This window comes from Terribium retamae (assembly GCF_022347545.1).
In the GTDB taxonomy this organism is placed as follows: domain Bacteria; phylum Pseudomonadota; class Alphaproteobacteria; order Rhizobiales; family Rhizobiaceae; genus Mesorhizobium; species Mesorhizobium retamae.
Map to the genome: position 1 here is coordinate 33,771 of NZ_JAKREW010000018.1, position 24,437 is coordinate 58,207.

20 protein-coding genes are annotated in these 24,437 nt (G+C 61.7%); 4 read left to right on the plus strand and 16 right to left on the minus strand.

Features of this window, described 5'->3' with window-relative positions:
* Positions 1 to 57: 57 nt before the first annotated feature.
* The 3 genes from L4923_RS17630 to L4923_RS17640 are packed head-to-tail and all read right to left on the minus strand — an operon-like array spanning position 58 to position 1,750.
* Positions 58 to 591, minus strand: a complete 534-nt coding sequence (locus tag L4923_RS17630) for a phage tail protein (protein WP_239367428.1) — start codon at positions 589 to 591, stop codon at positions 58 to 60.
* A gap of 58 nt (positions 592 to 649) precedes the next feature.
* Entirely contained in the window at positions 650 to 1,180 is a 531-nt protein-coding gene (locus tag L4923_RS17635; protein WP_239367430.1) for a phage tail protein, read from the minus strand.
* 39 nt (positions 1,181 to 1,219) lie between these two features.
* Entirely contained in the window at positions 1,220 to 1,750 is a 531-nt protein-coding gene (locus L4923_RS17640; protein ID WP_239367432.1) for a phage tail protein, read from the minus strand.
* A 235-nt stretch (positions 1,751 to 1,985) separates the two neighbouring features.
* Between L4923_RS17640 and L4923_RS17645 the strand changes: the two genes are divergently transcribed.
* Positions 1,986 to 6,791, plus strand: a complete 4,806-nt coding sequence (locus L4923_RS17645) for a putative Ig domain-containing protein (RefSeq protein WP_239367434.1) — start codon at positions 1,986 to 1,988, stop codon at positions 6,789 to 6,791.
* Positions 6,792 to 7,056: 265 nt separating this feature from the next.
* Here L4923_RS17645 and L4923_RS17650 read toward each other — a convergent pair whose 3' ends face one another.
* From L4923_RS17650 to L4923_RS17695, 10 genes are all read right to left on the minus strand, one after another.
* A complete protein-coding gene (locus L4923_RS17650) occupies positions 7,057 to 8,160 on the minus strand; it encodes an ABC transporter ATP-binding protein (protein ID WP_239367436.1) in 1,104 nt (367 codons plus the stop codon).
* 34 nt (positions 8,161 to 8,194) lie between these two features.
* Entirely contained in the window at positions 8,195 to 9,598 is a 1,404-nt protein-coding gene (locus L4923_RS17655) for an NAD(P)/FAD-dependent oxidoreductase (RefSeq protein WP_239367438.1), read from the minus strand.
* Positions 9,595 to 10,464: a PfkB family carbohydrate kinase gene (locus tag L4923_RS17660; protein ID WP_239367440.1), complete on the minus strand. Its 870-nt coding sequence runs from the start codon at positions 10,462 to 10,464 to the stop codon at positions 9,595 to 9,597. Before L4923_RS17660 ends, L4923_RS17655 begins: the two co-directional genes overlap by 4 nt.
* A complete protein-coding gene (locus L4923_RS17665) occupies positions 10,461 to 11,303 on the minus strand; it encodes a sugar phosphate isomerase/epimerase family protein (protein WP_239367442.1) in 843 nt (280 codons plus the stop codon). Before L4923_RS17665 ends, L4923_RS17660 begins: the two co-directional genes overlap by 4 nt.
* Positions 11,304 to 11,313: 10 nt before the next feature.
* Positions 11,314 to 12,174, minus strand: coding sequence for a carbohydrate ABC transporter permease (locus tag L4923_RS17670; protein WP_239367444.1), 861 nt, complete (start codon positions 12,172 to 12,174; stop codon positions 11,314 to 11,316).
* A complete protein-coding gene (locus tag L4923_RS17675) occupies positions 12,171 to 13,130 on the minus strand; it encodes a carbohydrate ABC transporter permease (RefSeq protein ID WP_239367446.1) in 960 nt (319 codons plus the stop codon). Before L4923_RS17675 ends, L4923_RS17670 begins: the two co-directional genes overlap by 4 nt.
* An 11-nt stretch (positions 13,131 to 13,141) precedes the next feature.
* A complete protein-coding gene (locus L4923_RS17680) occupies positions 13,142 to 14,467 on the minus strand; it encodes an ABC transporter substrate-binding protein (RefSeq protein WP_239367448.1) in 1,326 nt (441 codons plus the stop codon).
* 81 nt (positions 14,468 to 14,548) lie between these two features.
* Positions 14,549 to 15,562: an SIS domain-containing protein gene (locus tag L4923_RS17685; RefSeq protein WP_239367450.1), complete on the minus strand. Its 1,014-nt coding sequence runs from the start codon at positions 15,560 to 15,562 to the stop codon at positions 14,549 to 14,551.
* Positions 15,563 to 15,731: 169 nt separating this feature from the next.
* A complete protein-coding gene (locus tag L4923_RS17690; RefSeq protein ID WP_239367452.1) occupies positions 15,732 to 16,754 on the minus strand; it encodes a LacI family DNA-binding transcriptional regulator in 1,023 nt (340 codons plus the stop codon).
* A gap of 136 nt (positions 16,755 to 16,890) precedes the next feature.
* A complete protein-coding gene (locus L4923_RS17695; RefSeq protein ID WP_239367454.1) occupies positions 16,891 to 17,481 on the minus strand; it encodes a CGNR zinc finger domain-containing protein in 591 nt (196 codons plus the stop codon).
* A 102-nt stretch (positions 17,482 to 17,583) separates the two neighbouring features.
* On the opposite strand from L4923_RS17695, the gene L4923_RS17700 reads away from it, so the two are divergent.
* Together L4923_RS17700 and L4923_RS17705 are read left to right on the plus strand one after the other, a co-directional pair.
* Positions 17,584 to 18,627, plus strand: coding sequence for an alpha/beta hydrolase (locus L4923_RS17700; RefSeq protein WP_239367456.1), 1,044 nt, complete (start codon positions 17,584 to 17,586; stop codon positions 18,625 to 18,627).
* A complete protein-coding gene (locus tag L4923_RS17705) occupies positions 18,627 to 19,157 on the plus strand; it encodes a dihydrofolate reductase family protein (protein WP_239367458.1) in 531 nt (176 codons plus the stop codon). The genes L4923_RS17700 and L4923_RS17705 overlap by 1 nt, the downstream gene beginning before the upstream one ends.
* Positions 19,158 to 19,175: 18 nt before the next feature.
* On the opposite strand, the gene L4923_RS17710 is transcribed toward L4923_RS17705, so the two are convergent.
* The 3 genes from L4923_RS17710 to L4923_RS17720 form a co-directional block, all read right to left on the minus strand.
* Positions 19,176 to 19,583: a DUF930 domain-containing protein gene (locus L4923_RS17710; RefSeq protein ID WP_425530964.1), complete on the minus strand. Its 408-nt coding sequence runs from the start codon at positions 19,581 to 19,583 to the stop codon at positions 19,176 to 19,178.
* Between the two features lie 79 nt (positions 19,584 to 19,662).
* Positions 19,663 to 20,487, minus strand: coding sequence for a PA3715 family protein (locus L4923_RS17715; protein ID WP_239367462.1), 825 nt, complete (start codon positions 20,485 to 20,487; stop codon positions 19,663 to 19,665).
* A gap of 274 nt (positions 20,488 to 20,761) precedes the next feature.
* A complete protein-coding gene (locus tag L4923_RS17720; RefSeq protein ID WP_239367464.1) occupies positions 20,762 to 22,759 on the minus strand; it encodes a putative bifunctional diguanylate cyclase/phosphodiesterase in 1,998 nt (665 codons plus the stop codon).
* 296 nt (positions 22,760 to 23,055) lie between these two features.
* Here L4923_RS17720 and L4923_RS17725 point away from each other — a divergent pair, with 296 nt between their 5' ends.
* Positions 23,056 to 24,087, plus strand: coding sequence for a class I SAM-dependent methyltransferase (locus tag L4923_RS17725; RefSeq protein WP_239367466.1), 1,032 nt, complete (start codon positions 23,056 to 23,058; stop codon positions 24,085 to 24,087).
* Positions 24,088 to 24,437: the final 350 nt, after the last annotated feature.

Consider the following 24,437-nt stretch of genomic DNA (forward strand, 5'->3'; position numbering starts at 1 on the left):
GCCGCGAGTTTGCTCCGGAAGGGAATGCCGGCAATTGCTCCGCACCGATAAGCACCATCAGTCGAAGGTGGGGAAAACGCCCGACAGCGCTATGCAGTAATTCACCGCAAGGTAGGGCTGCCGGTTCTCGTGCGGCTGACTGCTGCCCGTGAAACCTATCATGTTGGGTATGAACTGGGCGCTCACCGGCGCGCCCGCGACAAAGGCGCTGGTGTTCGCCGGCGACGTCAAGGAATTGCCATCCGAGGGGGTCGCTGCTTTTTTAGCCGGATCGCTCTGATTGTAGATCGTAAGCTGATGCATGTGCGCGGGCATCTCGGTCACCGTCAGCGTCTCGCTGTTTTCGCCGAACGTTTCGCCGATGGTGCGGAGCGTCAGCCCTGGACTCTGACCTTGATTGCAGCCGGCGCGGTTGGTGAAATTGGGCAGCTGAAAGTTGGTCGTGCCATTGCCGCCGTAATTGACACCCAACAATGCGAATACCGCCGAATACTGCTGGATCGGAACAAGCGAACCATTGCAGAACGCCCAACCGCGCGGAGCGAAGTTGAAACCGAAAATCTGTATCTCACCGATGAATGGCGTGGTCATTGGGACATTCCTGCGATCTTCATGGCGAACCGGTTCCGTTGTGGCCTTGAGGCACGGCTTAGCCCTGCATCGGGTAAATTCCCGCCCAGGCAATGCAGAACTGTACCGTCAAGGTCGGCATCGTATTGTCGTGAGGTGAATTCCCCCCGCTGGGTTGTGTCGATTGGGGAGCGGTTATGAAGGATGTCGCCCCGGTTATATCGGTCACGTACATCGTGTCGCTCGTGACGGCGCCAAGCTGCACCGTCGTGCTGACGGACGTGGCATTGGCGCTCGAAGGTGTCGCGGTCATCGAATGATTGTGCTGCGGTATCTGTGTCGGCAGCAGGGTCACCGATTCAGTTCCCGCCATCTGGCCGATGACGTAACTCGATAGGCCAGTCGCGGTCCCCTGATGTATCGGCACGCGGCCGGAAAGCTGGGGAGTGGCGAACGTGACCACGCCGTCGCCACCATAGGTGGTCCCGATCAGGTTGAACAAAGCGTCGTATTGCGAAATCGCATACAGCCCTCCCGTACAGGGCAGCCAACCAGTGGGTACGCGAGGAAAACCGAACATCCGGATCTCGCCGACATAGGGCTCACTCATCGATGATCTCCCTGCAGGATTTGTGCTGGCTGGCGGAATTCAGGAGCGCGACGGATAGATACCGGCCATCGCGATGTTGTAGTTGATCGTTTCGTAAGGCTGGATGTTCGGGTGCGGCTGGGTGCCACCCACGGAAGTAACGGTCGGAGCCGCCAAGGTAACCACGCGGCCACCCGGTGCGGCATAGATGGGATTCGTGGTGGCACCATAGAGCGCGTTGTTGGGATTGCGGCCCGCGCCCGCCGTGGTGGCCGCGTTGCCAACATGGTTGTGTGCAGGCAGTTGCTGGACCAGCAAGGTGACATTCTCGGTCCCGCCGATATCTCCCACCGTATAGGGCGAAGGCTGCCATGCCGGATCGACCGACGGCCCGGCCCCGACCGGCGTGCGGCTTTGCAGATTGGGCAAGGCGAAATTCGTGGTGCCATTGCCGCCATACATCGTGCCGAGAAGCGAGAACAGCGCCTGGTTCTGGGCGATCGAAATCAGCGATCCATTGCAAAAGGCGAAACCCTTTTGCGGGAAAGCAAAACCCGTCATCATGATCTGCCCGAGGAAAACTTCGGCCATTGGTTCCCCCAACTCTTCAAATGCCCGATGTTACATTAGAGATTGCTCACGATCTAAAAATTGTGCAAGTGTGTTTTTCGCTTGAGATCGACATGAAGAAGAGTCGCGATCTACTTCATCGGGGAAGCCTGCACAGAAATCGTACCGGCATTGCGAAGTCAGCGATCCATTTGACAAAGTCGAATTCAGCTTTTCGGCACTAGAGCGTAAAAATTCCGGCATTGGGGGGCATGCATTGATCTGGGGGGCAAAGTATCGCGCTGTGCCTGCGCATGTACTGGCAAGCGGCATCGTGCTGTGGCTGGCTGTGCTAGCCCTTGCTGGCCTTGCAGCCCTGGCTCCATCCTCCGCGCAGGCCGCCCCATCGCTCGGCTGCCCCGCTCCCATCGCTATAACCGTAGCGTCTGGCGGCAGCAGGCAAATCGATGCGTCGTCTTGCGACCCGTTCGGAACCAACCCCCAGGACAAAGTGGTGCAGCCAGCCCACGGCCACGTCACCATCGACAACGCGTCCGCAGGCTTGCTGACCTATGTCAACAATGGGGACGGCGCCACAACGGACACCTTCACATTCGAGGATGCTTCCGCGGGTGTCGTGACGGTCAACGTGACCATCACGCCCGCCGCCTCGCCCATCACCGTCACTCCGGCGAACCTGCCAACGCCCCAGATCGGCGTTTTCTACGACCAGACACTGTCTTCCGCCGGTGGGGTCGCGCCCTATACCTATAGCGATGGTGGCGGCAGCTTGCCGCCCGGGCTGAGCCTTGCGGCAAACGGCAGGATTTCCGGTACGCCGACCGGCTCGGGTCCCTACAACTACACCGTTCACGTAACGGATTCGACCTCGCCTACGCCGCTCACGGCAGACAAGAGCTACGGCTTCATCGTTCCAGGGCCGACGCTGGTCGTCTCGCCGGCGAACCCGGACGGGGGCACCCAGGGGATTGCCTACAGCCAGCAATTCACCACCAGCGGAGGCACTGCGCCCTATACCTACACGGTTGAGACAGGGCCCTTGCCCCCGGGGTTGAGCCTGTCTGGCACCGGCCTGCTTTCAGGCACGCCGAGTGCTGTGGGCAGCTACACCTTCACGATAAGGGTGCAGGACAGCACCACGATCTCGACCGGCGGCGTCTGGTTGAAAACCCACACGGTAACCGTCGTCATCAGCGCCGCGCCCGCCATCGTCATTGCGCCGTCAACGCTGCCGAACGGCGCTGTCGGATCGGCTTACAGCACCAGCCTCAGCGCCAGCGGCGGCACGTCTCCCTATACATATTCCATCAGCGCCGGAGCGCTTCCGGCAGGACTGGCACTGTCCCCGGGGGGCGCACTGTCCGGTACGCCTACAGCCGGCGGAACATTCAACTTTACCGTGAGCGCAACAGATTCCAGCGGCGCGCCCGGACCTTACAGCGGGACCCAAGCCTATTCGCTGACGATCGCACCGCCGACCGTCTCATTGCCGACGACAACGCTTGCCAATGGCACGATAGGCGTTGCCTATTCGGCAGCGATCACCTCGGCAAACGGCGGCACGGCACCCTATACTTATTCAGTCACGGCGGGCGCTCTCCCTCCAGGGACCACGCTGTCGGCATCGACTGGTACCATCTCAGGCACGCCGACCGCTGCCGGCACTTTCAACTTCGCGGTTGTCGCGACAGACAGCAGCACCGGAAGCGGCCCCTATAACAGCGCGCCGCGCGGCTACAGTCTGGCAATCGACGACGTTCCCCCTGTCGCCAACCCGGTCTCGGCCACCGTCGCTTATGGCAGCGGCGCCAATCCGATCACGCTCAACATCACCGGCGGCGCCCCGACTTCCGTCGCTATCGGGACTGGGCCAGGCAACGGCACGGCCATTACAAGCGGAACTTCGGTCACCTATCAGCCCAATCCGGGCTTCCGCGGGCTGGATTCCTTCACGTACACGGCGACCAATTCCGCTGGCACCTCCGCCCCGGCCACCGCGAGCGTTACGGTCGGCGACCCCACAATAACCGTCAATGCGTCTGGCCCCTCGACGGCGCAGATCGGTGTTGCCTACACCCAGACCTTCACCGCATCCGGCGGTGCGGCGCCATACACGTTAACGGTGGGCGGCTTGCCTGCCGGACTTTCGATCACCGGCACGACTTCCAACAGTGTCACCGTATCCGGGACGCCGACCGAGGCCGGTAGTTTCAATCTCGTAGTCACCGGCACCGACAGCAGCACCGGAACCGGCCCTGTTCCGATTTCTCAGAACTTCCCCCATTCCGTCAGCGCGCCGACGCTTGCCCTGACCCCGCCCGCGGGAACACTCAATGCAACCTATGCCGCACCCTACAGCCAGCAATACACCGCCTCCGGGGGCACGGCGCCTTATACCTACAGCGTCAACGCCGGAGCGCTGCCGGCAGGCCTCTCGCTCGACGCTGCGACAGGCGTGCTCTCGGGGACGCCGTCCGCGACGGGATTTTTCACCTTCTCGGTAGGCGCCACGGACAGCAGCACCGGCACTGGTTCGCCCTTTTCCAGAACACAGAATTACGTGATGCAGGTCGCAACGTCCTCCATCGTGCTGGCGCCCACAACCTTGGCGAACGCCACCGCTGGTTCGCCATATTCGGCCACGATCACCGCATCCGGCGGCATCGCGCCATACACCTTCTCGACAAATCCGGCCGGCTTGCCTGCCGGAATGTCGCTTAGCGCGGGAGGCGTGCTCTCAGGCACGCCAACGCAGTCCGGCACCTTTGCTTTCACCGTCGTGGCCACCGATAGCAATGGCCAGACGGGGCCGCGTGCATATAATCTGACGGTCGACTCGCCGGGCTTGACCCTGGCGCCGACCAGTCTTCCAGCCGGTACCGCCGGAAATGCATACAGCCAGACATTGACGGCAAGCGGCGGCAATGCTCCCTACGGCTTTGCCATCACCGCGGGCGCACTGCCCGCCGGACTTACGCTTTCGCCGACGGGAGCGCTTGCCGGTATCCCGACTGCTGCCGGCAATTTCAACTTCACGGTGACGGCGACAGACAGCACCTCCGGCACCCCGGGCAGCGGAAGCGCGAGTTATTCGCTGACGATCGCCGCGCCAAGCATAACGCTTGCGCCGGCAACCCTTGCACAAGGTCAGTATGGTGTCGCCTACAGCCAGACACTTACAGCCAGCGGCGGGACGGGCCCCTACAGCTTTGCGGTCACCGGTGGCGCCCTGCCGCCCGGGATTTCACTTTCGCCGGCAGGCGCGCTTTCGGGAACGCCCACGACCGTCGGATCGTCCAGCTTCACCGTGACCGCGACAGACAGTTTTGGCTTCACCGGATCCATCGCCTACACGCTGGATGTTGGAAGCAATCCACCGATTGCCAATCCCGATACAGCCGATACGCTCAGTGGGCAGCCTGTTACCATCAACGTGCTCAGCAACGACACTGGAACGATCACCTCGGTTGCGATTTTCGGCGCACCGACGCACGGCACCGCCACGCTGAGCGGCACCGATATCGTTTACACGCCGGGGGCATCGTTCGCCGGGTCCGACCAATTGCAATATACGGCGACAGGCCCTGGCGGGACCACGGCTCCAGCCACGGTTACCATCAATGTCAGGCCGCGCCCGGTTGCGGTCGCGCAAAATGTCACGACGATATCGGGCAAGGCCGTGGTCGTTGATCTGACAAAGGACGCCAGCGGTGGGCCGTTCACCGGCGCAAGCCTGGTCTCGGTGCCTCCGTCCTCGTCAGGCACGACGTCGCTCAACGGCTATCAGATGACGTTCACACCGCCGACGACCTTTTCAGGTACCGTCATGGTGACGTTCACGCTGAGCAACGCCTATGCCACTTCGACGGTGACCGCGATCACGATCAATGTCGAGGCGCGTCCCGATCCCACCCAAGACAGCGAAGTCATGGGCATCCTCAACGCAGAGACGGCCGCGACACGCCGTTTCGCCACCTCGCAGATCGGCAATTTCCAGCAGCGGCTGGAAGGCCTGCATGACAGCAGCGCCGGCCAGGAACCCACCGACACGCTAGCCTTCGTCCAAGGCATCGTGCTTTCCTTTGCAAGCACGTGCGGCAAGGATGATCTGGTGCCCCACGGCGAAATCTGCGGCAGCCGCAAGGCGGCTGACCGCGACTTGCCGTTCAAATCCTTCCTCGATGACAACACCACGGCGAGCACGCCCGGCGGTCTCGGCACCGGCAGCTTCGGCCACAGCAAGGTGACGATCTGGACGGGCGGCTCGATCAACGTCGGCGACCGGGAGGGCGATGACGGCTACAAGTTCGAGACAACGGGGCTCAGCGGCGGCATCGACTACCGCTTCAGCCGCGCCTTCGCGCTGGGCCTCGGCGTAGGCTACGGTCGCGATGTCAGCGACATCGGTGACAATGGCAGCCGCAGTACCGGCAAGGCTTACACGGCAGGCCTTTATGCAAGCTACCATCCCGGCCAGAATTACTTCATCGACGGCCTGGTCGGATATCAATGGCTTTCATTCGACTCGAAGCGCTTCCTGACATCAGGCGGGGGCTTTGCCACGGGCGATCGCGATGGCGGCCAGTGGTTTGCCTCCGTTTCGGCAGGCGCAAAATATCAGGTCGAAAACTGGCAGATCTCGCCTTATGCGCGGCTGGACATGGCACGTGCGACGCTTGATGCCTTCACCGAAGACGGTGATCCGTCATCGGCGCTTCACTACGGTGAACAGGAGATAGATACCTTCACCGGGAATCTCGGCCTCCGGCTCGCTTACAAATTCCCCGTCAGCTTCGGCGTGATCTCGCCACAGCTGCGGCTGGAATATCAGCATGACTTCCAGGGCGAGAGCGGGATCACCATGAACTACGCCGATATGTTCGGCGGACCGTTCTACCATACCTCCATCGATGGATCGGCCCGCGATCGTTTCATGCTCGGCCTGGGGATGAACATTCAGACGACACAGGATTTCGGCGTGCGGCTCGAATATCGCGGCCTGTTCGGCAGCAATGGTGACACCGACAACGGCTTCCTGATCAATCTTGGCAAGACGTTCTGATCTGAGGCCGAGGGACGTATTGCGCACTCTGGCGGCGAAGGGATCGCGAACCGGCGAGTGATCCCGTCTGGGTAAGACGTGTCGATCGCGGCCCAAGCACTCTCGCAACCTTGAGCATCTTGGACAGCAAGCGGCCTAATCGCTCCCATGGGAACGAGCGCCGTCTTGGCGAAAGCAAGGGGTGCCTGCCACGATCTTGCGACTGGAGACTGTGCGGCATCGCCGCAGAAGCTAAGGCTGCCGCCGCCGATCTATGGCTGCAAACTCAGCGCTCGCCGCGCACCGCATTTCCGCTGCTATCAAAGATATGAAGGTTTTGCCGGCGAACCGTGAAACAAATGCCTTGCATGCGCTCGAAAGTACTCTGACCTCCCGCCTTCATCAGGAATTTCTCACGAATGTCGGGCAGATCAAGATAAAGGATCTGTACCTCGCCGAGATGTTCGACAAGATCGATGGAACCGGTGAATGCCAGATCGGTCGCAGTCCCGTCGTGAAGCTCCACATCTTCCGGACGAATCCCGACGCTGATCGCCTCGCCCTGGGAAAGCCTGCCCGGTTCCACCTCCGTCTCGAAAGAAACGCCGCAGTCGAGCAGGCAACGCGCCGACGTTTTCGAACGCTCGACGACTTTGCCCTTCAGGATGTTCATGGCTGGGGAGCCGATAAACTGGGCCACAAACAGGTTGGCAGGTTTCCGATAGAGATCGGTCGGCGTGCCCACCTGTTCGATGCGCCCATCGTTGAAGACGACAATGCGATCGGCAAGCGTCATCGCCTCGACCTGGTCATGGGTGACATAGATCATCGTCGTGTCGGGCATGCTTCGCTTCAGCTTTGCGATCTCGATGCGTGTTCCGACGCGAAGCGCCGCGTCGAGGTTGGAGAGCGGTTCGTCGAATAGGAAGACCCGCGGATTGCGAACGATGGCACGGCCGATCGCCACGCGCTGGCGCTGGCCACCCGAGAGCGCCTTGGGTTGGCGGTGCAGGTATTTGTCGAGCTGAAGGATTTCGGCGGCCCTACGCACCCGCTCATCGATCTCGCTCTTCGGCGTTCCCGCGATGCGCAGCCCGAAAGCCATATTTTCGAAGACGGTCATGTGCGGATAGAGCGCATAGGACTGGAACACCATGGAAATGCCGCGCTTGGACGGCGCGACGGCATTCATTCGTTCGTTGTCTATGATCAGATCGCCAGACGTGATGGTTTCGAGACCGGCGATCGAGCGCAGCAAGGTGGACTTCCCGCAGCCTGAAGGGCCGACGAAGACGATGAACTCGCCCGAGCTTATCTCGAGATCGATCCCATGCAGGACTTCGAAATCGGCATAGGCCTTGCGGATGTTTCTTAGCGACAGATCGGCCATGGTTTCGGTCCGTTGTTGATTGCGGGTTGCACGGTCAGGGGGCGAGCCCGGCCAGGAACCGCGTTATCGGATCCGGCCTCTTGTTGACGATTTCGAGATCGTTCTTGCGCCGGATGGCCTTCCGCACAACGCGGGCGCCGAGGTAGCGAAGTGGTTCGGGTGGCAGCCGGCTGCGCTTGTCGATGCCGACCAGGCCGCAACGGCTCCACGTGTCGTTGCGACCGAGAACAAGACTGGCCATGATGTGGCCGGCAACCGGCGCTTGCGCGATGCCGGTACCGTTGAATCCCATGGCATAGAAGATGTTTGCGTGATCCTTCAGGTGACCGAAAACCGGCAGATGCTGCGCCGTGCAGTCGATCGGGCCGCTCCAGTCGTACAGCACCGGCACATCCTTCAACTGCGGATAGACCCGGTGCAGTTCCCGCATGTTGTCCGCGCCACCATCGATGCCGCGGTTGAAACGGGCATCGATACGGTCGCCATAGGCGATGCCGCCGGTGCCCCGCCCGAAGATGACCACGCCCTCGGGGGTGCGTTGGTAGTAGAGGACGTGATGTTGAGCGTCGCAGATCGAGGCCCCGTCCGTCCAACCGATCCTGTCGAGAATGTCGGGCGCAGGAGCGGTCGCGATGACCTGACTGCTGACCACATAAAGATAGGGGTGCAGTTCCGGAATGGCAGAAAGCCAGGCATTGGCGGCAAGAACCACCTTGCCTGCGGTCAGCGAACCGCTCGCCGTGCGCAATTGTGGCCGCTCGCCTGGAGCGATTTCGAGGACCGGGCTGCGCTCGTGTATGACCACTCCTCGGGCGAGTGCGAGCTTGCGCAGACCGAGTGCCAGCTTGGCGGGCTGCACCGTTCCCGCCCTTTCTTCCACGATGCCGACATAAGAAGCATCGGATCCGGTGCGACGCAGGATGTCGGCGCGTTCGAGCAGCCAGAAGCGCTCCTCGCCGAGCCTGCGGCAGAGGTCTGCGGCGGCCGCCCATGCGCCTTCCTGGGCAGTCGAGCTCGCTGTCCAAAGCCAGCCGTCCAGCCTCAGCTCCATGTCGATGGTGCCAGCGGATTGCAGGCCGTTCAGCTCTTCGATGGCATCGGCCGTCGCCCGGCACAGCATCAGTGCCTCGTCCTGGCCGACAAGCGCGCTCAACAGATCGATCTCGGCGAACCAGCTATGGACCTGGCCGCCGTTCCGGCCCGAGGCACCTGAACCGCAAAAGTCCGCCTCGAGAATGGTGATGCGCGTCTGCGGTGACTGCTCCTTGATCCGAAGCGCCGTCCAAAGGCCGGCATATCCGCCGCCGACGATCGCAACATCGCAGTCGGCGCTGTCCTGCAAAGGCAATGTTTCGGCGTCGGCGCCGATGCTCTGGAGCCAGAAGGAACGGTCGCTTGGCGCTGCCGCAACAGGCGGCCTCATCGTTATCGTGTTCATGTTGCTGCCTCGCCTGCGGTGCGGATGACGTCGTCATATTTTTCCAGCAGCCATTGCGGGATCGCCCTGATGGGCTGGGGGAAGCCGCCGAGGTGGGTGCAGGTTTCGGATGCCCTGGCGGCGGCGCGCTCGAGAGCGGCCTGTGCGGACCGGCCCTCGAAGAAGCGCGACACGATGAACGTCGCGATGAAACTGTCGCCGGCGCCGCAGGTGTCGACGACGGCGACCGGTACCGACTGCGCGCTCACCACCTTGCCATCCATGCCATGGAAGGAACCGCGCTTGCCGCAGGTGACCACGACTTCATGCGCGCCCGCCGCCTCGAACCGTGCGATCAGTGGTTCGACCGCCTCGTCCGGGTCGTCCGGACCCGAGGCGAAAACCAGAGGAACACCATCGAGGGGCAGGTCGAAATGTCGGGTTGAGACATCGACGCTGAAGGGTATGCGATCGGCGACAAGCCGACGGACCAGCCGATCGCTCGCATTCGTGCCGAGATGCACCCAGTCCGCCTCCCGGAGCGCCTGGTAGCGTTCAAGGTTGGGGACGTAATCTTCCCCCACGCCGAGGGACTCCAGGAGAAAACGCCGCTCGCCGGCATCATCCGCCAGCAGCGTTACGGCCGATGCGCCCGGGCGTATTTCGATGTCGTTTCGGTCGAGGCCGGCCTCCGCGATGGCACCGAGCATGATCTCGGCTTCCGCATCTGGCCCGAGCGCGCCGAAATAGCGTGCATTCAAGCCCAGTCGCCGCCATTGCACGGCGACATTGAGCGCATTGCCGCCAACGGTGACGAAACCTTTGCCCAGATACGCGTCGAGGCAATTGTCCCCGACGGCAACCAGTTTGGGGCTGGCCTTCTTCATTCTTCGTCTGCCTGGGTGAAATGGGGCGCAGCCGCGTCGAGGCATCGCCGCCAGGCGGAGACGGGATCGAGTGCATAGGAGCCGTTTCCGAAGGGCTCGAAGGTCAATGTGCCCGCGAAGCCCTGTGCGCGAAGGTCTGCAAGATAACCGTCGAGCGGCAGGGTGCCGTCCCCCAAAGCCAGGTGGCCCGCCGGCGTCCCGTCGACGACATGGACGTGCGCGACGCGTTTTCCAAAACGCTCGAAATAGCCTCCTACGCTGTCGCCTGCGGTCGCCATGGCAACGAGGTCGAGAACGATATCGGTGTCGTCGCCGTCGATCGCGCGCCAGAAGGTGTGAAGCTCGTCCGCGTTGGTGACGATGTTGCTCTCGAGACGCTGGAGTGGCTCGAGCAGGCAGGAGACGCCGAGCGTTCTTGCATGCGCCGCGATCCGATTGATCGAGTCGACCGAATGCCGCCATGCGGTTTCCCGGCTTTCGCATTCGAACCCGCGCCCCGGCGTCAGGAACAGATATTTTGCTCCGAGTTCCGCGCAGATCTCGGCTGCCTGCATGAAGCGCTCTACGCTCGCCTCGCGATAGGCGGGGTCCCCCGAGGCGATGTTGATCGGGTACAGAACCTGCTCGGGCGTGAAGCAGCGGACGGAAAGGCCGTTGTCGTCGAGAACCGCCTTTACCTCGGCGAGCCGCGCCCGGTTGTCGTGGAAAAGATCGAGATGCGGTGCGATGCCCCACAGTTCCATCCGGTCGAACCCCATGGCGCGCAGGCGCTCGACGGTCCAGCGGAAGGGGTGGTGCTGAAAGGAAAAATTCGCACCGATGAGCTGTTTGCGTTTCAAGATCCTCGCCCTATTTTCCGATGCCTTCGGCGAGACCCCGGATGAAGAAGCGCTGGGCCGCGAAGAAGGTGATGACGATGGGAAGTGCCGAGAGCGTCATCGCGGCGAAGACGACGGCATAATTCGTGCCGTGCTTCGCCATGATGGAGGTGAGCCCCACGGGCAGCGTCTGCAGGTCCGCTCCGCTGGTGAAGATCATTGCGAAGAGATATTCGTTCCATGCGAACAGCACGTGCAGGATCACGCAGGACACCAGGATCGGCTTGCACAGCGGCAGCGTCACCTTCCAGAAAATCTGGCGTTCACTGGCGCCGTCCATGATGGCGGCTTCGTCGAGATCGCGCGGCAGACCGAGCATGTAGGCGCGGATGAGAAAGGTCGTGAAAGGAATGCGGAAAGCGGTGTAGAGGATAATCAGCGCCCAGTAGGTGTTGTAGAGACCGAGATCCTGCATCATGCGCACGAGCGGGATGACGGCGACCGTCGGGCTCAGCATGAGCCCGCCCAGCACGATGCCGACGAAGAACGGCTTTCCCGGCAGCTTCGATCGGGTGAGGCCATAAGCGGTCCAGGCGCTGATCAGCACGGTGCAGATGGCCGATCCGACCGTGACGATGACGCTCGTGGCGATGTAATTCCGGATGCCCTGGTTCCACGCCGAGATGTAGTTCGCGACACCGAAGCCGCTCGGCAGCGCGAACGGATTGCCGAAGATCTCGGCATTGGTCTTGAAGCCGTTCAGCGCCATCCAGAGCAGCGGATAAAGAACGACGATGCCAAGGCTCGTGAGGAAGGTGACGAGGCAGACTTTCGCCAGCACGGCGAGGAAGTCTGTACGCTCCGCTTCGGGAGCATGACGAGCGCCGTTCACAGCTCTACCCTCCGTCTTTTGGTGTACCAGAGCTGCGCGAAGCCGGTCATGAGTGTGATGACGAAGATGACCGAGGCGATGGCCGCTCCATAGCCGAAGTCGTTTTCGATGAAACCCTGCTGATAGAGCCAGGTGCCGAGAACCTGGCTGCTGTTGTTCGGCCCGCCGCCGGTCATCACCATGACCTCGTTGAAGACCTGGAACGCGCCGGTGATGGTGACGATCACCATGAGGCCGGTCATCTCGCGGGTAAGCGGGAAGGTGATGTTCCAGAGACGTCGCCAGATCCCGGCTCCGTCCATGATCGCCGCGTCGTAGAGTTCGCGAGGAATTTTCTGGATGGCGATGGCGAACAACAAGGTCGAATAGCCGAAACCCTGCCACTGGCTCATCGCGATGATGGCGTAGATGGCTGTCTGTTCCTCGCCGAGCCAGGCGCGCGACCAGTCCGAGAGCCCGATATGGGTCAACGCCGAATCCAGGAGGCCGATGTCGGGTTGATAGATGAAGTAGAAAAGCAGGCCGGTGACGGTGATCGAAATGGCAGAGGGCACAAAGTAGACGGCGCGCCAGAACCGGCGCCATCGCTCTTCGCTCAGCCCCTCGATGAGCGCCGCCAGCACGAAGGCGCCGAAAACCTGGAAGACGACGGAGATGACGGCATAGAGGGTGTTGTTGACGATCGCCGTCCAGACGACGGGATCGCCCTGCAGGCGGCGGTAGTTGTCGAGCCCGACAAAAGAGGTTTCGCCGGTGAAGATATCCTGGTTTTTCGTGCTGACGACGAAGTTGTCGATGATCGGATAGTAGACGAACCAGAGGATCAGGACGAAGGCGACCAGGATCCAGCGGAACGACAGGATCGCCGAGAGTGGGCCGAGCCGGTCCCATTGGGACCGGTCCGGCCGGGCAAGGCCCGTTTTGATGGCGTCGCCCTTTTGCGTTGTGACCGTCATCGAGGGGACCGTTACTTGGAGGAGGCCGCAGCTTCCTTGACCCGCTCCATGACCTCGTCCGGCGTCATCGAGCCGCCGACCAGCGCCTGGAGACCGGAGAGCCACGCTGCCGCCACGCGCGGGGGATTGGCCGTGTCGAGCCAGGGCATGAGATAGGAGGAATCCGCGATCACCTTCAGCCCGTCGACCACCGCCGGGTTCATGCTATCAGCCGAATAGCCGCCGACCGTGGCGCTCGGCTGGCCGTAGGGAGGCGCCGACAAGACCTTGCCGTTTTCAGCGGAGGTGACAAAGCGCATGAAATCGATGGCGAGCGGGATGTTCTTCGAGGCCGTGTTGATCATGTAGCCCTCTGGCGCGCCTTCGATGGCCTTGACATCGCCCTTGGCGTCCTTCGGCACCGGCAGCTTGAAGAAGCCGAAGTCCTCTCGCTTCAACGCGCCATCGGCGGTCGCCTGATCGAATTCGATGATCTCCTGGTAGTACATGGCGGATTTGCCATTGCTGAACTGCTGCAGGGCCGAGGCATAGGAGGCACCGTTCGTGCCCGATCCGTCCGAACATTCGTCGACGATCTGCTTGAACTGTTTCAGGCTGGCGACATAACCGGGATCGGTATATTCGGCCGTGGCCGGCACGAAGTCCTTTTCGAGGGTGGCTTGCGGTACGTTGTAGGCAAGCAGCTGCCCGGCATAGTGAACGCCCGGCCAGCCTTCCTTGTTGCCGAACGAAACCGGCGTGACACCGGACTTCTTGAGCGCCGCGCAGGCGCTCAGCAGATCCTCGAAGGTCTTGGGCTCGGCAACACCCGCTTTTTTGAACAGGCTCTTATTGTAGCCCATGAACTTGGCATCGAGATAAAGAGGAATGCCGTAGAGCTTGCCGCCATATTGGAAGGCAGAGACAGCGGCGGGAGCCAGGGTCTTGCCCCATTCGGTGTCAGGCCCGATCACCGGTGTAAGATCGACGGCGCGCTTGCCCCGCACGAAGTTCTCGCCCCAGCTTCCCGTCCAGGTAAAGTAGACGTCCGGCAGCGAATTGGATGCGACGAGCGCTTTCGTCTTGCCTTTCACGCTGTCGTCGCTCTCCTGGATGAGCTCGACCTTCACGCCGGGATGAAGCTTTTCATATTGCTTGGCCGCATCGGTGAAGAAGGGAGAGAGCTGCTGCAGGCCGAACTTCGTCAACACGCTGATCGTGCCCGAATAATCGACTTTCGCATCGGGATCGGCGACAGCCGGCTCCGCGGCAGACCCAGCACCAACGCTGCCCATGAGGAGCGCAGCGGCAATGAGCGAAGAAAGGCTCGTCGTGCTCAAGAACATAGTGGCTTTCATTTCTCGGGTTCCTCTCTGTTGTTTTCGTTTTTTGGCGTGGTTGGGATCGGTCCCGGCCCGGCGGCACCGGGACCGGAAACCTCAATATTCGACGCGCTTGTAGTATCGACGCGTCGTCAGCGGATGGTCGCGCAGGACCTCCAGATGGGCGCTCAGGCGCTCCAGCATCGTTGCCAGGATGATCGGCGAAATGAGGCTCCGCGTCCGGGAGGAGACGCCGGGAAGCGAGACCGCGGCGGCGTCCAGCACGCGCACTTTATCGGTATAGCGCTTGGCGAAATTCTCGACCCTGTCGGTCAGCGGCCGGAAGGCATCTTCGCCCTTGAAGACGAAGAGGCTGACACCTGGCTCCACCAGTTCCAGCGTGCCGTGGAAGAAGTCGGATGCATGCACGGGGCGGGTGCGGATCCATTGCATCTCCTCGAGGATGCACATGCCGTAATAGTGCGCTTCGGGCCATACCGAGCCTGCGCCCGTGAAGATGTGATAGGTCTCGTCCTTGATCTCCTTAGCCAAAGCGGCAGCGTCGGCTTCGTATTCCTGCTTCACCGAAACAAGCAATTCCGGCAACAGCTTCAGTTCTGCCACGGTCGCGTCGAAATCGGGGTACTCGCCACGTTCGGCCAGGAGGGCGAGCACGATGAGGAAGGTCTGGAGGTAGAAGGATTCCGACGATGTGTCGTCCTCGGCGAAGTTGGTGAAGTTGTAGTCGGCGTCGCTGCCGAGCGGTGTATCCTTATGCCCGGTCAGGGACAGCGTCTTGACGCCGCGTTCTTTCAGGAACGACAGAAGCTGCACGCTTTCCTTGGTGGTGCCCGAAAGTGAGGGCAACACGACCAGCGCCTTTTCGTCCAGGCCCGCTGGCGGCTCCAGAACGACCTGCGCCGAATAGGCGGCAGACACCGGAAACAGCGTCGCGTTGCGCGCCAACTCGATGGCCGGCTGTGTGAGGAACTGCACTCCGCCTGTGCCCATGAAGAAAATGCGTTCCAGGCCATTCGCCAGCAGATCGCGCATCAGATTACGCACGTCCGGCGCTATGGCGACTGCGCCGCTTTGTATCCTCACAAAGCGATCTCTATCGAAGTTGAGCATGTAGAACCTTCCCGTTTTGCGCTTCGCATAATCGCTTCCGAGGCGAGGTGGCGTCTTCGCGCAAATGATGAATGAGACAATGTGAGATCGATCTCACATATATCTAGCGCACAAGAATTCGGTGCTGGCAAGTAGGGTCGAAAAAAATTGTCGGGAGGGTATCTGCCGCTCAGGCGGAGCTGTGGCGGCTCACTGAACCACGAACTATCAGCTTGGTTTCAAAGCGGATTTTTTGCGGGGCGTCGATCTTGCCCGAGAGACGCTCGAACAAAAGCCGCGCTGCTGTCCGCCCGATTTCCGAAACCGGCTGTGAGACGACGGTGATTTGCGGGTCGGTGAATGTCGCAAGATTGAAGTCGTCGAATCCGATCAAGGACACGTCGTGGGGAATGGAAATACCCATGGAGCGGAAGGCGAGAAGCGCGCCCTGCGTCATCAGGCTGTCCACGGTGAACAGCGCGGTCGGCGGCGTCTTCTGGCTGAAAAGACGGATCGTCGCGTCGACAGCATGCTCCACCGTTGATTGCGATACGGAAACCAACCGATCATCGAGCGCAATGCCGCTGGCGCCGAGCGCGGTTTGGTAGCCGCTCATACGCTCGCGCGAAGTGAAGATGCGCATGTCATCCTGCAACAGCCCGATCCGGCGGTGGCCCATCGAGATCAGATATTCGACCGCCTTGCGTGCTCCACCCTCATTGTCGACGACCACGCTGTCGCAATCGGCGCCCTCCGCCACGCGGTCGATCAGCACGAGCGGCACGTTCTCGGCGATCAGACCTTTCAGATGCGCGTTGTTACTGGCGGAGGTCGGCGCGACGATGAAGCCTCGTATGGAGAGCGACCGCAAGCTCGCCAGGAGCGAGATCTCCTGTTCAAGTTCCTCTTCGCTGCTGCCGATGACGAGGTTATGGCCATACTCGCGGGCAAAGGCCTCGATATCGTGAGCGATCCGGGCGAAAAAGGGGTTCTGGATATCGCCGAGGATGCAACCGACGATCGGCAACTGTCCGTTGCGCAGCGCCTGTGCCAGGCGGTTGCCGCGATAACCAAGCCTTTCCGCCGCCGCATGAACTTTCTGGGCGGTCTCGTCACCGACGTAACCGTAGCTGTTCAAGGCACGGGCAGCGGTTGCACGCGACACATTCGCCAGCGCCGCCACATCTTTCAAAGTCGGCGATTTGGGAACCATGTCACCTTCATCACATATGTGGACTCTCGTGTGGCCCTTGTAACTTCGGGTTATCGGTTCGCATAGGCCCGCAATGGAAGGCCGCAGAACGGCGCCTTGCGGTGCCTGAGCGGGAAGAGCGGGACGCCGGGTGTTATTAATCGCGGCCGCGATGGCGGGCTATCTTTTCGCGATTTCCGCACACCCGCATGTTGCACCAGCGGCGCTTTCCGCCGCGCGAGGTGTCCACGAACAGCCATCCGCAGCGCGGGCATGCATGCAGCTTCGCGCGCGGCAGTGTGAAGAATGCCTCGATCGACAGATGTGCAAGGAATGCGGTGACCGGGGCAGGGTCCTTCCATTGCAGGGAAGCGAGATCGAACCGCGTTCCGTGCCAGTCGACCTGCCGGCCTTCCAGCCCGCTGGCGGTGTGTGAGAAGAGAAGGCCGAGCGGTTCCGACGGGGTTCCCTTGTCGGCAGCGATCGCGGCAAAGAGTGCGTAGGACGCCTCCCGGATGTCGCGAACGCCGCCGAGGAAGTGCCGGTCGCGTATTTCGGCGACCGCTGCCGCGTCAGTCTCATTGGCCAATCCGGCCGAGAACAGCCAGTTCCCGATGTCCGCAGCCGAGTTGAACAGCTCATTGTGCGGCGGCGGATTGCGCCGGTCGAACACGGCGTTCGCAAGGTCGAGCGCCGGATGGCCGCCGATGAAGTGCTCCGGTACCCAGGCCGTATGATCGACAAACAAGGAACGTAACCTCTTAAAGGCCATTATATGGTTACAGGTATGTAACCTGATAAAGCATCTTATTGGGTTTCGTGTGGAGTGGCAAACCGAGGAGGAACGGCCATGTTGAATATTCAGAAAGCCAGGCATCACACGGTCAAGGTGGATGGAGTCGACCTGTTCTATCGCGAAGCCGGGCGGCGTAGCGCGCCCGGCCTGCTGCTTCTGCATGGCCAACCGTGCTCGTCATACGGCTTCCGCCATGTCATCGGCCCCCTGGCCGAGGTGGCGCGGGTCGTTGCACCGGATCTGCCGGGTTTCGGCTTCACCGAGGCGCCGGACGATTACGAATACACCTTCGACGCCATGGCGCGGACCATCGATGTTTTGACGCGGAAGATCGGGATGGAGTGGTTCTTCCTCTACGTCCATGATTTCGGAGCGCCGGTCGCCTACTACCTGGCGATGGCGCGCCCCCAGCGCGTGCTCGGCCTCATCATCCAGAACGGCAATGCCCATCAGGAGGGCCTCGGCCCGGACTGGGATGCCAACAAGGCCTACTGGGCGGATCCTACGCCCGAGAACCGTAAGAAATTGCCGGAGTGGCTGAATTTCGAGGGCGTGCGCCATACCTATGTCGGCGCCATCCCGGAGCGCCTCAAGCCGCTGTTCGCGCCCGAGGGCTGGCATCTCGACTGGGAGCGGATGAGCCGGCCGGGCCTAGTCGACATCCAGTTCCGCATCTTCGAGGACTATGCGCGCTACGTCGCGCGTTTTCCCGACATCTCGGCCTATCATCGGAAACACCAGCCGCGCGCATTGCTGCTCTGGGCAGGCACGACCCCTATTTCGAGATCGAGGAGGTGCTTGCCTATGCCCGCGAGCTCGAGCAGATCGAGATGCATATCTACGACGCGGCGCATCTGCTTCTGGAGACGCATCATCAGGAATGCGCGGCGCTCATGCGCGAGTTCATTCTGGATGTACAATCGGGTGCGGAAGAGGTGGCTCCCGCATCGTAACTCCCCGGAGCTATTCTGGCGATCGAGCCTCAGCGCTCTCCTTTCGTGCGCTCCAAACCGATTGCGGAATAAGAGCAGTCGATTTAACTTAAGACCGATTGCATGGCGCAATCGGACTTTGACGCGCCCGGGGAGGAAAATGTAATGGCCAAGCTCGTGTTCGGAATGAACCAGTCCCTGGACGGTTACGTCGATCATATGAGGTTTGCGCCGGATCCTACGCTCTTTCGCCACTTCATTGGGGAGGCCCAGCGGCAGGCGGGCAGCGTGTATGGTCGCCGGATGTACGAGATTATGCGTTACTGGGACGACGACCATCCCGAGTGGGATGCCGAGCGGCGGGCCTACGCCGCCGCATGGCGAAACCAGCCGAAATGGGTCGTCTCGCGATCCATGAAGTCGGTCGGCCCCAACGCGATGCTCGTCGAGGGTGACCTTGGCAGCGCGATCCGCAAGCTTAAGGACGAGCGCGACGGGGAGATCGAAATTGCCGGCCCGAATCTGGCGCGAAGCCTGACCGAACTTGGCCTGATCGACGAGTATCGGGTCTACCTGCATCCCGTCGTGCTTGGCCATGGCACGCCATATTTTGCCGGACCCCGGCCGCCGCTGCGTCTTGTGACCCATGATCGGGTCGGCGAGGATGTCCTCAGGTTGAGCTACATTCCCGCCTGAACGCGCCAGAGCCACCGGTCACGGGTAGAGATCGTATTTCGCCCAATCCTCTTTGAGGACCTTGTCCCCGATGCGGTAGCGGAAGTTCAGCACCTCCATGTGATCGGGCGCTGTCTCGCATTTGAACTTCAGCCGGTACCACTCGCCACGGCTGCGGAAGGCAGCCACTTTGCTCTTGATCGAGTTATCCGTCATTTCCGGCTGGCCAAACGCATAGGCGACGACACGGTCGGCCTTGTAGTGCGGGTCGTCATGCGAGATCCGGTCGAGCACCTCTGCATCGCAGCGCTGTTCCAGCCGCGTCTGCGGGTCGAGTTTCAGCAATCCGGCTTTGAGGCGACTGTCGAGGGCGTGGGCTGTCGAACTCGCCGCCAGGATGGCGAGCGCGGTGAGCAAAGCTGTTCTCATGGCCGCGGAAGCCACCACATTTTGTCCGACTAATCAACCCGTGATGAATTCGGTCGCTGCGTCTGCAGGTCGCAATACGCGCCCCTGAGAGCGGAACTCACCGCCCCTTGATCTGGATCAGGGAGAAAAGATCCTTCTCGATATCGCCGCTGCGAGGCTTGGTGCCGGTGCCCGGGCGATAGCGGCCCTTGTCAAAGGTCAGATCGATCTTTGCCGTCTTTCCCGGCCGCTCGTCGGTCAAGCATTCATCTCCGACCATCTTCGACGTTTCGTGAGTCGCGGTCTGCTCCACGTTGAGATCGCGGTAGCCCTGCTTGCCTTTGCGGCCAAGTCCGATCGTGCGCTTCACCGTGGTGATTTCGCCTTCGCAGGCGCCGTTGTTTTCGCCATTGCTGCGCTCGACGATCAGACCGTCCAGCACGCGCTCGATGCGGCCTTTGTCGAAAGTGTAGAGCCACAGGGACCGCTCCATATAAGGGTTGACCCGCGAACTTCCATATTGCGCGGTGCGCAGGCCAAAGGCGCGCAGGCCGTCGCGGACATCGTAGCGTGCGGTATCGAGGCTCATCTCGCCGAACTGGATCGCGTCCGAGAACGCCATGCCCCGCTCCAGCCGCCGCGCCAGCGGCTTGCCGTCGGGATCGGTGACGAGGATCTCGACATCGCCCTTGGTCTCGTCCGCGGCGGCCGATTTCGTTTCGACCAACGGCACGGCGGCCAGCATCAGTTCGGGCCGCCAGGGCCACGGCTTGCACACCACGTCGCGCGGCTGGATCGTGCGACCACCGCCTTTGACCAGCACGCCGTTCTCGCTTTGCTGTCCGTTCGGATAGGCCTGGGCAAGCAAGGGTTCCGTTATGGCGCATTGGGCGAGCGCCTGGGCAGGCAGCAGGAGGGCTAGGGCGGCGAGGGCGAGCTTCATGAAATGGTGCTCCTGGAAGACGGTCCAAGTGGTGGCAGTGTTATTTGCTTAGGGTGGTGATGTCGATCATTGGTTCCGCCCTCATAGGGCACTTCTCACGGTGAAGGCGGAGAAGGGGGCCGACCGCGACGACGGTGCCCTTTCCGCAAAGGTGGCGATCGGCAATTCTTAGCGGCGGCCTTCCTCTTTCCGTTCACGCAGAGAGGGGGCCGACAAGCGGGTGGGGGCGGCACCAACGCTCGACATAAGAAACTCAGGATAAAGAGCGTAGTCGCTACGCCGTCTTCTGCCGCCTCGGCGCCTCGAACAAGGGCCGCAGGCTCTCCGCCCGCGCCGGCCGGCCGACGTGGAAACCCTGGGCGTGATCGATGTCGAGTCTGCGGAGCAGTTCCAACTGCTCCTCGCTTTCCACCCCTTCGACCAGGATCTTCGGACCGCGGTTGCGGAGCAGTTCGACAATGTCTTGGAACATGGCGCGTCCGCGCGGCGTGACGCAGTCGTGCAGGAATGAACGGTCGATCTTCACCGTGTCGAAATCGATCAGCCTGAGCCAGGAGAGGCCGGCGAAACCGGTGCCGAAATCGTCGAGCCAGACCTTGATGCCCAGCAGCTTCAGGTCGCTGATGCAGCGCAGCACGTCGGAGTGCATCTCCATCTCCAGCCCCTCGGTGATTTCGAGGGCGAGACGGTCGCCGGTCACGCCGGCCTCGCCGAGCGCGGCGGCCACGGAAGCGGCGAAACCCGGCGCCTTGAGCTGGACCGGGGAAACGTTGACGCTGATCGTGCGGATGTGCTCGCTGGACATCAGTTCGCGGCAGGCGGTGCGGATCGCCCAGCGGCCGAGTTCCAGGATCATCCCCGTGCGTTCCGCCACCGGGATGAACAGGCTCGGTGGCACCGCCGTGCCGTCCGGCATGGTCAGCCGCATCAGGGCTTCCATCGCCTCGATCTTGCCGGTGCGCATGTTGATGATGGGCTGGAAGACCAGCGAAATAAGCTCACGCTCGATGGCGATCTTCAAAAGCGCGGCGACATTCTCGCTCTCGTCGCTGGTCTGCGGATCGTTCGGGTCGAACAGATGCACGCAGTTGCGGCCGTCGGCCTTGGCCAGATACAGCGCCCGGTCCGCCTCCTGGATGATCTTCTCGAGCTTCGTGCCGGCCTCGTCGCGCGTGAAAGCGGCGCCGACCGACACCGTCACCACCTGTGTCCCGTCACGGCGCTCATTATGGGTGATCGCCAGCGCCTCCACCTCCTGGCGGATGTCCTCGGCTAGCGTGACGACGTCTTCATGTCTTTTCGCCTGCGCCAGAACGATGAATTCCTCGCCACCGTAGCGACCGATCGAGGCGTTGTGCTGCTCCACAAGGTGACGCAGGCTGTCGGCAACCTCCATCAGGCAGCGGTCGCCTTTCTGGTGGCCGTAATAGTCGTTGAAGCGCTTGAAGAAATCGACGTCGATAAGCAGCACCGCGAAGGTTCTGCCATGGCGCTGCCAACTGCCCCACAGATCGCGCAGCCGCTCGTCGACGGCGCGGCGGTTTTCCAGCCCGGTCAGCGGATCGGTGCGCGAAAGCTTCAGCAGCGCCTTTCCGCGCTCGGTGGCTTCCCTGTGCTGGTTGCGCGCTTCCAGTGCGTTCAGGAAGACGTTGTAGCGTTCCCTGTTCAGCTTCCAGTTGATGTAGGAGGTGAAGACGAAACAGGAGATGTAGAAGGCGCCGAAAACCAGCTTGTAGGTCAGCGTCGACGGCACGAAATAGTTCACCGCATAGAGGATCAGCAGGATGATCGTCGACGTGATGACGGAAAAGCTGAACTGGAACGTGAAGAACAGGTTCGCGCTCATCATGAATATGGTGCCGAAGACCATATAGTACGAAACGCTTTCATGATTGGCGCTGGCGGCCGTCGGCACCAGCCAGCCGATATAGCCGAGGATGATCGCGCCGGCGCAGGTAATGTCCAGCCATTTGGTGGGCGCGTCGAGGCGCAGCAGGGTCTCCAGCGTCACAAGCGCCGTCACGCCGACCGCGAAGCGCGCCGCGATGGTGTAGGCTGCGACATCCGGCACCAGCAGAATGTCGGTGGCGGCAAACAGCAGGTAGATGATGACGGCGATGTAGAGCCCTGGCCGTGCCGCCGAGCGGCGTGCCGCCTGGGATTCTTCATGAAACTGCGTGCGCAATTTGGCGGGGTCGGGCAGGGCTTGCGTCTGGATAGCCGGCTCTACGGGCGCAAGTTCAGCCACTGCCGACATCGCATAACTGCTCATCGCCGAGAGACCTCTCAGGAGGGGCTTTTGCAACCCGTTTGCTTCCGGCCTCAACGCAGACAACTCCACCGTGCGCAGGGCGATCTTTGGCGCCTCGCAGACATTACGGGGCAAGGCAAGAAGGTTGGGTTAATCGCTAATGTAACCGGGCCTGAAATACCCCGCCGAAATTAAACTCGGTAAATGATGCGTTAACGATAACATTAGAATGCTCTCCAACATCGCTTTGCAGGGAAGCTGCTTCGCGCTATTAAGCACGCGGGTTGTTAACGAGTTGTTAACCATAGGGGTTTCGGGTGGCTACTGTTCTCGACGGTAAGAGTCTCATCACGGAAGCGACGATCGCGGCAGGGCTCGGAAAAAAGCTCGACGATCGAAGCGAGGCCTTCGAGACGGCCCGCGCTGAACTCGTGCTCATCCTCGCCACTACGCAGCAGCAGATCGCCCTGAAGAAGGGGCCCGCCGAAATCATCAAGCCGCTGATGGCACGTCTCGAGGCGATGCGTCTCAGGCTGCATGCCGATACCTGGAATGCGCTGGCGCCCATCATCCAGAACCATCCGGTGCTCGACTATTTCCTGGAAGACCCGCTGACGCGCTGGTCGTTCGAGAAGCCGCGCGGCTATTCCGGCGATGCCGAACTGCTCGACTACATCTATTGCGATCCGCATGTCGCCGACGCCGTTGCCGACTCTTCGGACATCGGCAAGGCGCTCTACGCCTATACCCAGAACGTGCCCTCCTGCGTGGCCGCGCGCGAGCGGCGCGACCTGCTTGCCCGCTATGTCGACGAGATCGCTGAAAAGCGCGGGCCTGAAACCGAGGTGCTGGCTGTCGCGGCCGGCCACCTTCGCGAGGCAAATCTGTCGAAAGCCTTGCGCGAGAAGCGCCTGAAGCGCTGGGTCGCGCTCGACCAGGATCCGCTCAGCGTCGGTCTCATCGCCCGCGATTTCGCCGGCACTGCGGTAGAGACGATCGACGGTTCGGTGCGCACCTTGCTGACGCGGGGCCACAAGCTCGGCAAATACGACTTCATCTATGCTTCCGGCCTCTATGACTACCTGCAGGACAAGGTGGCGGTGAAGCTCACCAAGACCTGCATGCAGATGCTGAAGCCCGGCGGCACCTTCCTGTTCGCCAACTATGCCGAGGGCAACCCGGATGCGGGTTACCGCGAAACCTTCATGAACTGGGTGCTCCTGCTGCGCTCCGAAGCCGACATGTGGAACGTCGTCAACGCCAGCGTCGACCGCAACACCGTCGACGTGAAGGTGTTCTTCGGCGAAAACCGCAACGTGCTCTACGCAGTGATCGAAAAGCGCGACTGAGTTTTAGGGGCGGCCGATCCGGACGCTCTCGATCATGATGGGGCATCCAACTGCCCCGCGTTTGTGCTGCCCCTCATCGCCCTGCCGGGGCACTGTACCGGGGCGAGCCGCGGGTCTCGCCCGTCCTTCGGACCCCCGTAGACGGGGAGAAGGAGGCTGTCGTCGCGGCTTTCGCCAATCACCAGCGTTGCAGAACGAGCGCCTTCCTTGCGGTCGGCTTCTTCTCCCCGTCACTATACGGGGAGAAGTGCCCCGGCAGGGCGATGAGGGGCGCCGCCGGCATCGGGCGAAGGATACTCACCGGAAAGTCGGCCTCATCCCGGCGAAGCTGCTAAGAAGGATCTCCTCCT